This is a genomic window from Ruegeria sp. CDSC079 (assembly GCF_059610505.1).
On the sequence record NZ_JBXWNT010000002.1, the window covers coordinates 388,024 to 399,667 of the forward strand.

The window sequence follows — 11,644 nt, forward strand, 5'->3', positions numbered from 1 at the left end:
CTGTGACGCACCCTAACCGCAAAGAAAGACCGTGATTTCAAACCCGAGGTCCAGTTTTGACTGCTTAGAACCTATCAATTCTGTCCCCTAAAGCTTCTCCACGGACCCGTGGAAAATCATTTTTTCCGTTTTTTTTGAAGAGACCAATTTCCCGATCTCCCTAACCAAGAGGTCAAAAAAATGTCGAAGAATTACACATCTCTCGAAAGGAACCAAAAGGTCAAAGCTATTGAGGAGGCGTTGATTTACGTTGGTGAAATGGTCACTGATCGGGAAGATGGCGACACCTATATTGGTGCCTATGAAGCGCTTGAGAGTGAGCTTTTGAGCCTTAAAGCGCGCGATGATACAAAGGCGCGAATTCTTCAACGACTTGGGGGCAGATCTTTGAAGCTTGCAGAGTGATCAAGTTCTGTAAGTCTCTTCCTAAAACCTTCCACCCAGGGGTCATCTTAGTAGAATGGCCTTCAGGGCAGCCCGCATCAAACTGGTCGGAGATCAAATTCGAGAATACAGGGGAGGTCTCGGTGATCGAGTCTTGGCGCACGGCGTATAGATTGTAGCTCTCGCCTCGGAAGACCCTAATTAGGCCAAATCACGCCCCCTGTTATGTTTGTTCGGCTTGGGATGTGAGCATGATCGCGTGATGGATCGCAAGTTTCTTTTCGAGCGGCATTTCGTTGCCATATTCTTCGCGCCCGCGTGCCTTTTTAACGGAATGCCCCATCATTCCGGCGCGCGTATCGTTCTCATAGCCAGCGTCTTTCATGCGGGTTTCAAATGTGTGACGCAGACCTCCGATCGTGATCTCTTCGGGCAGAATATTGTGCTCACGAAGCACCTTATTTGCAGCGGCTGAATAGGTGCCTCTGTAACGATATCTTGGAAACCCTTCCGGATTCCGCCGGAAGGCTTCCAGCGCAACGCCGACAAGAGGAATTCTCCGTTTACTTGGCTTGTTCTTGATCTCCCGCGCCCATTCCCCCTTTTCTTTCCGGATGAAGATATGTGGGATTGGCTCGTTCAACACGATAGAATGGGGTGGCAGGTCGGTGATTTCGGATTGACGTGCTCCAGTTTCAGCCAGAACAAGAGTAATGTCTCGTAATTCGTCATTCATGAAATCAAGCGCACCGGGAGCGACGATTTTGTCGCGGATGATTTCGACGGGCACTTCGAGTTTCCTGCCATCTTCGTCATCAAGAGCAGAAAAGCCTTTTCCAAGATTGTAGAAGGGTGATGGTGGCATTACTCGCTCATCTACCCCAAGATGATCATGGAATTTTTCCCACAAGGTGTTCAGCAGGCGTAGTTCTTTCTGGGCAGATTTCCCCAACATATCTTCTTCGAGGACTCTGTCTTTCAGCGCGTCCCGGAGGGCAACGGCTTCGGAACGTGAAATCTCGTGGAAAACTGGATCGTATCCTAAGTGATTGACGACTTTGGAGGCAGGACGCGTCCACATTGCCTTCCAGTGCCTCTTTGCCGTTGCTGCTTTGCCCTTTACGTTTTCGGGATACCATTCTGGCATTTTTTCCGCGACTTCCGTGATAGTCAGGTTCGGTCTCTCGACTCCTCCCAAAAGTGCAGTCGCTGCAGAAGATTGTGGTGGGTCCCTGTTTTCCATCAGATGCAAAACTCGATCCATGATCGAAGCTGCACCTGCTGCTTCCAATTCTCCGGCTGTCTGGTAGGAGAAGTTTCTGGAGGTGGCCAGTTCCGCGATGGCCTCGTAGTGACTTGCAGATGATGGGTTTCTACCTGCGAGTTTAGCGTCGAGCTCTGCCAGGATTTGCTTCTTGACGATCCCTTTGCGAGTAGTGGCATCTTCCCGGTCGCCGGTTCCCAGGGTGCGGTGAATTTCAGATTTCGTTTCCACCAACGCGTAGCGCGCAGGGACCCTCATTCGAAGGTGCCAGATTCCGTTTCTCGGATACATGCCGGGTGGGTTTTTCTTGCCTTCGTTTCCCAACTGGTTCGCTCCTCAATTTGCTACGCATTTTGCTACACAATTGCCCGTATCGAGATTTCATAAACCACACAATAACAATGTGTTAAAGGGGGTGCGGAAAAGAAATCGATTCCGCCCTCGGGCACCATTTAGCTAAGATAAATTATTCAATATCAAGGCTTTGATCTGATATCTGCTTTGTGTATCTACCATTGCATCCATCAGTGTGTTTTGCATTGCCCGAAGCTGTGTGCCGAGACAACCGCTTGGTGAAAAGTACGAATACAAAGAACTGATTTAGCAGCGCGGCGGCTTTCGGACAATTTGGCACGATTTCCCGGAAAAAATCAAAGTGACTTCTGAGCCCACAGCATGGCGCGACGCGGCTATTTGTAGAAATATTCCCAGCCGCGATCTTCATGCAAACCGAAGCGGGCATTGAGCAGGTGGCCACTGAGTCGACATTCGCCGCGATTGCAGCAACTGTCGTTGCTAACGGCGGCTTTACGCAGAAAGCTGACTTTGCAAAGTTACCGTTCAAAGTTTCGCTTGCCTAATTTGACCGGCCCAGATGGTCGGAGGCTTTTCGTGGAAGTGCGGCACTTTAGATTGTTGGCCTATTTGAAGTAAATTTGGGTACGGAGCATTGTTGGGCTACATCAGCCAACGTAAGCGCCAGGGATTAAAGGCAATACGAAATCCAATTATCCAGATGACAATTGACGAACTATTGGTCGATTAATCTCATTACCCGAGCAAAACCTACCCAGCGAGCTTCAGCGCTGCTTTCGTTTGACCGAGATAATGCATCCGGAATGCTTCGGGTGCCGTGCTGGTACATCACGAGCCATTGCGTCCACGTTCCCGAGGTGCCGCAATGCTCCGTTGTTCAGTAACACGCCCCGCCCAGCGTCATACCGGCGCTGTCCAAATCCGCTGGCAACGCATTCCCAGTTTTCCTTGGCCGCCGCGCTGCGGAACCTCGGCAGGTCGTGCGGGTCATGCCGTCCAGGTGTTGCTGCGACGTGATCGTGTTTCTTTGAATTACTTTGGTGGGTTAAATGGTGGGTCACTTGTGTTGTGCCAGGTTGCTGAACAGTACCGGTTGTCGGCCTCGGCTTTGGGCGCATGATTGTCACGACGCCTTGTGGCTTCGGATGTCCTGGGACGGCCACGTGAGTTGCCGTAGGTTTTGGTGTCAACTGTGGAACCTGGCCAGGAACCGCGGTGGGAACCTCATTGGGGGTTGCGGTTGGGACAAGCGGTGGCGTCGCTGTAGTGCCGCTGGGTTGCGGAACACGACCAGGCACTGCGACTGGTATTTGGTTGGGTATTGCTGTTGGCACAAGGGGCGGGACAGCCGTCGGGCCAGTAACTTGAGGCGGAACCTGGCCAGGGATAGCTATCGGAACTTGATTGGGAGTTGCAGTCGGAACTTGCGGCGGCACCGCGGTAGGACCGGTAGCCAATGAGGGAACCTGATTTGGAACAGCTGTCGGAACCCGGTTTGGTGTCGCGTTTGGTGTCAAAGGCGGAACTAGGGTCGGCGCTAGGACCGGCGTGGGAACCTGACCTGGAACCGCTATTGGTGTCGCAATAGGAACCTGACCGGGAATTGCGTTCGGGACCGCGCCCGGCGCAAGGACTGGAACAGTAACTGATGTGGGCGTTTGCTGTGTTCCTTTAGGCGGCAACTGATTTGCCACCGGCTGCGTTGGGCCGGTAATTTGATTGCCTGCCCCTTGCCCACCGGCCTGCCCACATCCTTGGCTAGACTGGTGCGGATTCCCTACGCCACGGCACCACCCAAAATGATTTCCCTGCGCGACGACCTGTGTAGCGGCCAGCTCTGCGACCAAACAAGCTGCGGTAAGTAAAACAATGCAGTTCCGTTTCATAACATCCTCACCAACTTGTTGTCAGAGCAAGATACGCGCCAGGATCGCCTGAGTCGGTCAAAGGGCCATCTCTCAAAGGGACACCGACATATCCGGACAGGAAAAGGTTTTGCTTAAACTCGATGTCCAAACCCAGACCTGTCGAAGCCAGTGTAGCATTATCAACTTCAAAACTCGCTGGGTCATTGTTCGAGATGTAACCCACGTCGAAAAAGACAAAAGGCGTTAAGCGATGAATGCTTTGGGAACTTGGAAAGTAGGAGTGCGACACTTCGAAAATCGCGGAAATCCCGGAATCACCGTCTACTTCGTCGAAACGATATCCGCGCAAAGCATAACGATCACCAAGGAAGTACTCCTCGACCGAGGGCAGCCGGTCGGTTGTGAACTGGCCCCAGATCTCGGTGCGCCAAGCTGTGTTGGGTGCCAAAGCCGTTAGTGGGCTTTCGTATCCGATGCCACCCCGCAGATGCCAGAACGAAGAGTCTCCGTCGTCAAAATTTGCGTCTGTCGTGTCATTGTCATTGTCACCAAAAGATAAGGTTAGCCCCGCTTCCAGAGCTTGCCCTTTTGGATAGTTTTGCCCGTAAAGATACGTAAGACCAACAACGCTCGCGTCACTGGACAATGGAACGCCGCCACTGACTGAGTCCGCTTTTGAAAGGCGATAATCCAGCAGAAAATATCCATATCGGGCTACATCGCGGATCACGGGGTAACCCATCGCGACGGTGAAGTTCTCGCCGTCAATATCTGTTCTCGCAAAGTCCCCCGAGAGGTCACGTTTTGCGTTTATGTTCCCGTAGAAGATCTCACCGTAGAGACCATTGCTGTTCAGCGGCGTGCGATAGGTAACAGCGCCCCACAAAGAGTGTTCGTCGTCTTTGTCCCAATTGTAATTGCCTGATCCCTCAAAGCGCAGTAAATCCCCGACGGTCAGCGTCGAATAAAACTCTTGTACGACATAGAAGCTGAGCGCATCTCCAAGCTCACGCGGAGGGTTGTCGAGTGTCGCACTCCCGGCTTGTTTGCGCAGAGGCTCTCCCAATACTCTCAGCCTGGCACCTGCCTGATCCGGATAATCAAGTTCGGTCGACAATTCCAAATCAGGTATGTCCTCGGCCAACATAACCGCCCGCTCAAATTGTTTGAGAGTTATTGGATATGCGGTGGTGAGGGGGCGAAAGATCTTTTCCAAGGTTTGGAACGTGCGCGTATCTACACCTTCAATTTCGATGGTTTGAATACGCCCTTCATCAACAACAATGCTCTGCCCATCGGGGCCAGGCCAGGCCTCAGCCAAAAAATAGCCGTCTTCTCGGTAGATCTGCGTGATCGTTGATGCGACCTCTACCGCTGTGATGCGCCCTGACCGATCAAAGGCCAACTGACCGGCAAAAGTTAACAGCTCATCTGAATCATACACAGTTACGCCGCTGACAGAGTGCTGTGATGCTATGTCCCAAGTTTGTGCAATGCTGTATTTTGGAACTGAAACAATGGCCACAAAAGTGCAAATGATCGCAATTACAACCGAGTTGGTTACGGGCATTTTCTACAACCTTAGCATGATTGAGCATGTTAAAACCCAATCCTATTACGAGGTTTGAATGTCTAAGCTTGCCGTTATTCAAATTTGATCACGACTGGTGCTTTCGAGATACACAGCGAACAGACTACAATGCGCCTTCGTCGCCAAGGAACTCGATACCAGCTGTCGCGCCATCACTGTAGGCAATGCAATTCCACGGAGCGCGATCCTCACCAACGCCTACAGTGACCTGTGTTCCCGCCTCGCTAAACGCGGATGAGAGCACCACGACTTGCGAATTGTTTGTCGTGTTGGCTACATCCCGTAAACATGCCTGCTGAGCGGGCGTGAGCTCGGCGGACGCGCTGGACGTACTCGTGTCGTCGCAGGCTGCAAGCAATGCGAAACATGTCGCGCCTGCAATCATCACCTTCTTGTTAGTCATTTTCTTCTCCCTCTGGTTCCTTTGAAATTTGTGAAATTGGATGCGCATGTTTGAAGCTTTTGCGTCTGTGCAGCCAACAGAACACACCTCGATCCTTTGACTACCTTTCCCAAAAACTTGCCGCGGGGGGCTTGTGGGGCAGAACGACATTACGTTGACTACCGAGGCCGCCAACAACGTGTGATGGCCGTATGACGTCACTGGTAAAAGCTAGAGCGAACTTGGGAGAGAGGGCGAGTACGTTAAGTCTGAGCATCGTGTTCTCCCAAGCCAGATTATTGTGAAGTGCCTTCCGACCGCCGGCACTCACTCCAGCAGTCGGAAGGGCCCGGTAGATCGGGCGACAGCGACAACAACGGAGGTAAAAAAAAGTTGTGTCGAATTCGTATGTTCGAATATATTTTTTCATAAATCAACATTTTTTCCGCGCGTAAACTTCTTTACGCTCTCGTACGATAGGCTTCTGCTTTCAAACAAAAAGGTAAGTGGGAGTACCCAGAGGGGAGAGTGTGTTCTCCTGAGCGGCGAAATGTTTTGAGACCGCACAGAAACTGAGAAAGGAATGAAAGATGGGATTCGGTGAAGCAGTTAAAACGTGTTTCTCGAAATACTTCCAGTTCTCCGGGCGGGCTATACGCACAGAATACTGGTGGTTCTTCTTGTTTGTGGTTCTCGTAAGTGCCGTTTTTGCCGGGTTGGATTCGATCCTGTTCGGGACAAACCCCGAAACAGGCCAAGGATCTCGGGTTCTGTCCTCTGTTTTTCAACTGGCCGTTCTCATACCAATGCTAGCCGCCGGTTGGCGGAGGCTGCATGATACAGGACGACCTGGTTGGTTCTTGCTGCTGCCGATGGCGCTCAGCATTGCAACGCTTTTTGTTATGCTGGGTGGGGTGGCGTTCTTTTCGGTATTGGAGCAAGGGACCGAAAACCCCGATGCATTGCGAGGACCCGCGGCAGTCCTGGGTTTGACCGGTATAGTTGTTGTCTCAATTCTGCAATTCGTTCTGTCCATTCTGATGATCTGGTGGCTGACACGACCTTCCCAAGAGGGTGCAAACGAATACGGCGCACCTGTTTCCTGACCTCGTTGTCCGGGCAACAGGTCGGAATCTCTGCTGAATGAAAGTGCAAACCGCAACACCATGGAGAGAGAAAATGAGTTTCAGACCGATTTCCATTGGAACGCTAATGATGGCAATGGCGACCACAGCATCGGCGGAGTGGTCGTTCAGTTCCGGGCCTAATCCCAATGCATTTATTCAGACCGGAAACATGACGCTAGAGCTTCAGTGTAACCGTATTCGCTTTGCTCCAGCTGGATATGAGGACAGCCAGGACATTGCGGAGAAGCAAGGGCTTTCCTTTCGTTTTTTGAAGAACGGCACCACCGAGGTTGGGGCATTTCAGGTTGGCGCTGAAAACGCTGTGTTGCAGATCGTTGACAATTATCCCGTCGAGATCAGTTTCAATAGTCAGCAGGACTATGGTTTTGTATTGGACCAGCTTGCGGCCAATGCATCGGTTAATTTGTCGATGATTGATCAAGATGTCAGCTATGGAATCTTCGACTTAAAAGGTTCCCGCGCGGCAATTCGGTCCCTTCGTTCTGAGTGCGCTTCGGATGCCAGCCAGGGAGCCTCCTACGAAGCACCCGAAGGCATCGTCTATTGTGGAGGAGGAGCGATAAAACGCGTGATCGAACCCATGATTTTGGAAAACCCGGAGGGGGAGTGGGACGCGCGAGTAACGGTCAACGGCGAGTCGATCAGAGCCATGACGGCCTACAGTTACTTCGGAAACTCTGAGCCACCGGCCGGATTTGTCGTCGCCATGCTTGGGGAAGACAGGTCCGAATTTCTGATTTTTAGGGAAGGCTCGGCAAACTGGCTGGAGTACGGGGACTACAGGTATGATCAATGCAATTGATGCCAGCCTCCAACCAGCTTCCCAAATAGTGCGCCAGTTGAAAGGTATGGTTTTCGGGATTGTGCTTGTTTCGGGTCTAGTTTGGACCTCATCAGCTGTAGCGGCTGATGTTTCGCAACTTCCGCCCGGTTTGCGGGCCCGTGAGGCAGTATTGTCGAAGTCGATTATTATAAATGGGTTACCGCTGATGACCCGCGAAGGTCTGGGGAGTCAGTGGCACTTCGACGATCTTGACGTCTACTACCAGAACTGTGTGACAGGCGGACCTGGTTCATTCGTAATCCCGGTGCTTGACTAGCAGGGCTTTGCGGAGGCCGTACGATGAAAACTGGTACTGGAAATTGGGTCAGCGCCAGCAATAGGAGAGGTTATGAAGGCACAACTGACCTCACCCTCAGACTGCCTGATTGGCGAGAAGATCTGGGAACGGAACCAACATATCTGGAGCGAACCCTAGAATCGGCCTTTGCATCAACCAGCCGTGGCTCGATACAAAAAAGCCAGCAGCAATATTCTAAGGGAAACTAGTTTTCCGCGCTTCCAATGGAACCACACAAATGATGGTGAATCTTCGATACGGTGTGAGTAGACAAACTTATTGACATCGATTTGTACGAACCGAGCGAAATTTGTACGCTTATGGTTATTTCGCTAAGCTCTGCGACGGGCATTTCCAACTGCTAGATCAACCGTTCACTGCCGTTAAGACGACCGCTGACGATCGATTCCGGGGGCTGAAGACTGGTCGCTGGTGCTGGCGGGTTGGGTGGGGAGCGGACGTTCACGCGTAGTACTGCCAGGAACTGGTTAGAGCCCAGAGTGACAGATGCTGCGCTAGCTAGGAATGGCAGCGGTGCGCTAATGTCGACTCTGCAAAGTTGAACGAACGGAGTACACGGAACTTTTATCGCGCTCTCATCCGTTCTGGTGCAGAATTCTCCAAACCGGTCGATGATCGAATTCGCAGCTGGTGAAAAAAATCAGGCTTTGACTGTCATCTGAAGCATTAGTCACTCGCTCAAAAGAGCCGAAAGCTGCTTCGCTCCCTTCTGAAGTATGCCCAGAAACGACATCAGACTGTTGACGTCATGACGTTGTGTCGGCGCGTGAACCGAAAGCGTGCCTACCAATCGGCCTTGTCCATCCTGAACGGGTACTGCTAGGGCAGTCATTCCGGTCATGAATTCCTCGTCATCGGTGGAATAACTATTCTCAGAGATACGTCGGATCTCCGATCGCAATGCCTTGGGATCGGTCAGCGAGCGTTCGGTTTGTGGTTGTAGATGTCCTGCCGAAAGAAACCCATCCAGCTTTCTTTGCCGTAGTGTGGACAGGTACATCTTGCCGCTGGCCGTGCAATGGAAGGGCACCTGTGTTCCGACCGGCAGTTGAATTCGCAGGGGCCACTTCGTTTCCACCCGGTCGAGATAGATCATGCCCTCGCGGTCTGGAATGGCGAGATTACATGTCTCGCCAACAGTTTCAGCCACACTGCGCAAGATCGCCAGTCGCGCAGTGCGCAAATGCTCGGACGACATGGTGTTGACCGATAGCAGTCGCAGCCGGTGCCCCGGGCCATATGATCTGCCATCGAGATCCCGCTGCAGAAACCCTTCGGCTTCTGCGGTTTGCAGCAGACGGTGAATTGTTGGCTTGGCAAGACCTAATGCCTCAATCAGATCCGATGGTTTTACGGAAACGCCACGCCGCGCCACCTCCTCAAGGATCAGCAGGAGGCGGAGGTTGGTCGGTATTTGAGTTTCTTTTTCTTGTGTTTCCGTCTCGGCCATCCTGCAACAGTCTAGCTATTTGGCAGCAGTATCAAGGCCAGATCGGGCACAAGCGACACTAAAATCCAAACCGAAAGAAGCGCCACCAGATAGGGTACCGTATACCGAAGCAACCGGAAATAGGGTACTCCTGTTACTCCTGAAGCCACATAGAGGTTCAGCCCATAAGGTGGTGTGATGAATCCAATGGACGCCCCCACAAGGAAGATCACCGAGAAATGGATTGGATCAATCCCAACCGAGGCCGCGATTGGCGCAAGAATTGGGGCGAGAATTATGGTTACAGGTAGGCTTTCCAGAACCATACCCGAGAAGAAGACAATCACCATCGACGTGAACAGAACCGCATAGTACCCACCCATCGAGGTTACAAAATCTCCAATGGTTTGTTGCGCGCCGAGCAATGACAAGATCTGTTGCATCACAACTGATATCGCGATCAGCGGAGCGAGGATGCCAGTGATCTGGGCCGAGCGGATCACGATCGAGGGGATCTCGGGGATCGTAAAGCCTTCGACCACGAACATTTCGGCGTAACTCTTCTCGGTTGGCGATATGTCGTTTCTGGCCCCCATAATCCGATTGATCGGATAGCTGAGCAAACCAGCGATCACACAGAAGCCAACCGTCACGCCCGCGGCTTCTGTCGGGGAAAACTTGCCTGTGTAGATGCCCCACAGCACCAGCCCAATGGCGAAAAATCCAAGCCAGGCGCCAAATGCCGTTTTCAGTATCCGGTTGAGCTGCAAAGGGATCAGATGGCCCCACCCGTTCATGCGGCAAATGATCCAGCACGCGAATTGCATACCAAAGACCATGAGCGCGCCCGGAAGAATGCCCGCCACGAACAACTCGGAAATAGGAAGGTTCATCAAGAAGCCATAGACGATGAAGATAATGGAAGGCGGGATAATGATCCCTACAGTACCCCCTGCCGCAGCGGTCGCCGCGCTGAACCGTTCGTCATAGCCACCTTTGACCATCTCGGGGTGCAGCATCGAACCAATTGTGGCTGTCGTCGCCGAGTTTGATCCCGAAATCGCCGCGAATAACCCGCAGGCACCAAGCGATGCCATCGCCAACCCACCACGTATCCAGCCCAGACAGGCATAGGCGAAATCGCTGAGCCTTCGGGCAATACCAGACTTGTTGATCAGGTCTCCAGTCAGGATAAAGAGCGGCATCGCGAGCAGGGCAAAGCCTTTGTTGAACACGTTCAACAGTTCGGCCCCCATATTGTCCAGCGTCAAGCCAAGGACGAATGAGCAGCCGATCACCCAATAGCCGATGACCAAAAACACCGGCACGCCCAGCATGAACAGAAAGGTAACCCCAAGTGAGATCAGTGTAACCAAAGTTCCGTCTGTCATCAGTCTGCTCCGATCACGGCCTGCTTGATCAGCGGCTCACCTGTTTTCCAGTTTTGCAGATCGTCGGCGAGGTTCTGAAACACACGCCCGATCATCAAAAAGAACGAAATAGGCGCGGCCAGCAAAAACCACCACTGCATGATATTGTCCGTGCCAAGAACGATCTGAAAATTCGACGCCGATAACGCAACCAGTCGCGTGGTCGTCACGATGACGATCACCGCAAAGATGAACCACAGCACCGCATCAAGGATCAAACAGGCCAACTGCCCGCCTCGGGGCATTGCGGTGCGGAACTCATTGAAACTCAGATGCGTCCGCAGGCGAACATTGTACGTAGCCCCGAACCACGCCATCACCATAAACAACAAGGGAGGGATAGTGGTGGACCACGGTTCTTGATCGTTGAACACGAATCGGTCGATCACGCCCCAGAAAATGATCAACGCAATCGCGAGGTAAGAATATACCATCACCGACCGCTCCAGATGGCGCTCGATAAACGGCACTGTCCGATAGATCAGCATGATCACGAATCCGCCCATGGCTGAAACAACCGCGCCCAACACCCATGCGGCGTCCGATTCCAGCGCTGATTGAATCTCGAACGAATCCTGGCTGAGAAAGGCACTGAAGATCGCGCCTGTGTCTGCCCAAAACGACATGTACCCCGTCCTCCCAGTCGGTGTGTATTAGAACCGGCCCGCTTGGGGCCGGTTCGTCTTTTGTA

Annotated in this window: 11 protein-coding genes; 5 read left to right on the forward strand and 6 right to left on the reverse strand. The window is 52.4% G+C overall.

The annotated features are described in order from the left end of the window. The first annotated feature begins 180 nt into the window (after positions 1 to 180). The gene (locus AC2FIC_RS05230) at positions 181 to 405 is read left to right on the forward strand and encodes a hypothetical protein (protein WP_496692251.1); all 225 of its coding nucleotides are present in this window, start codon (positions 181 to 183) and stop codon (positions 403 to 405) included. A 202-nt stretch (positions 406 to 607) separates the two neighbouring features. Here the strand turns inward: AC2FIC_RS05230 and AC2FIC_RS05235 are convergent, their stop codons facing one another. Next, complete coding sequence (locus tag AC2FIC_RS05235) at positions 608 to 1,972, reverse strand: DUF6538 domain-containing protein (protein WP_496692252.1); 1,365 nt, start codon at positions 1,970 to 1,972, stop codon at positions 608 to 610. 398 nt (positions 1,973 to 2,370) lie between these two features. Here AC2FIC_RS05235 and AC2FIC_RS05240 point away from each other — a divergent pair, with 398 nt between their 5' ends. After that, positions 2,371 to 2,508 (forward strand): hypothetical protein, encoded by a 138-nt coding sequence (locus AC2FIC_RS05240; RefSeq protein WP_496692253.1) that lies wholly within the window; start codon positions 2,371 to 2,373, stop codon positions 2,506 to 2,508. Between the two features lie 1,348 nt (positions 2,509 to 3,856). On the opposite strand, the gene AC2FIC_RS05245 is transcribed toward AC2FIC_RS05240, so the two are convergent. Beyond that, a complete protein-coding gene (locus AC2FIC_RS05245; protein WP_496692254.1) occupies positions 3,857 to 5,401 on the reverse strand; it encodes a ShlB/FhaC/HecB family hemolysin secretion/activation protein in 1,545 nt (514 codons plus the stop codon). 124 nt (positions 5,402 to 5,525) lie between these two features. Then, positions 5,526 to 5,825, reverse strand: coding sequence for a hypothetical protein (locus AC2FIC_RS05250; protein ID WP_142638995.1), 300 nt, complete (start codon positions 5,823 to 5,825; stop codon positions 5,526 to 5,528). Positions 5,826 to 6,394: 569 nt separating this feature from the next. On the opposite strand from AC2FIC_RS05250, the gene AC2FIC_RS05255 reads away from it, so the two are divergent. The 3 genes from AC2FIC_RS05255 to AC2FIC_RS05265 all read left to right on the forward strand — a co-directional run bounded on the left by AC2FIC_RS05255 (position 6,395) and on the right by AC2FIC_RS05265 (position 8,052). Next, positions 6,395 to 6,910 carry a DUF805 domain-containing protein gene (locus AC2FIC_RS05255; RefSeq protein WP_496692255.1) on the forward strand — a complete coding sequence of 172 codons (516 nt, stop codon included), beginning with the start codon at positions 6,395 to 6,397 and terminating at the stop codon, positions 6,908 to 6,910. Between the two features lie 73 nt (positions 6,911 to 6,983). After that, a complete protein-coding gene (locus AC2FIC_RS05260) occupies positions 6,984 to 7,754 on the forward strand; it encodes a hypothetical protein (RefSeq protein ID WP_496692256.1) in 771 nt (256 codons plus the stop codon). A 46-nt stretch (positions 7,755 to 7,800) separates the two neighbouring features. Beyond that, positions 7,801 to 8,052 carry a DUF1194 domain-containing protein gene (locus AC2FIC_RS05265; protein WP_496692342.1) on the forward strand — a complete coding sequence of 84 codons (252 nt, stop codon included), beginning with the start codon at positions 7,801 to 7,803 and terminating at the stop codon, positions 8,050 to 8,052. A 712-nt stretch (positions 8,053 to 8,764) separates the two neighbouring features. On the opposite strand, the gene AC2FIC_RS05270 is transcribed toward AC2FIC_RS05265, so the two are convergent. Genes AC2FIC_RS05270 through AC2FIC_RS05280 form a run of 3 tightly spaced genes read right to left on the reverse strand, consistent with a single transcriptional unit; the run spans position 8,765 to position 11,579 of the window. Continuing rightward, positions 8,765 to 9,544, reverse strand: a complete 780-nt coding sequence (locus AC2FIC_RS05270; protein WP_496678596.1) for an IclR family transcriptional regulator — start codon at positions 9,542 to 9,544, stop codon at positions 8,765 to 8,767. Between the two features lie 11 nt (positions 9,545 to 9,555). Further along, on the reverse strand, positions 9,556 to 10,914 hold the full coding sequence (locus tag AC2FIC_RS05275) for a TRAP transporter large permease (protein ID WP_496692257.1): 1,359 nt from the start codon (positions 10,912 to 10,914) through the stop codon (positions 9,556 to 9,558). Continuing rightward, on the reverse strand, positions 10,914 to 11,579 hold the full coding sequence (locus tag AC2FIC_RS05280) for a TRAP transporter small permease (protein WP_496692258.1): 666 nt from the start codon (positions 11,577 to 11,579) through the stop codon (positions 10,914 to 10,916). Before AC2FIC_RS05280 ends, AC2FIC_RS05275 begins: the two co-directional genes overlap by 1 nt. Between the last annotated feature and the right edge of the window lie 65 nt (positions 11,580 to 11,644).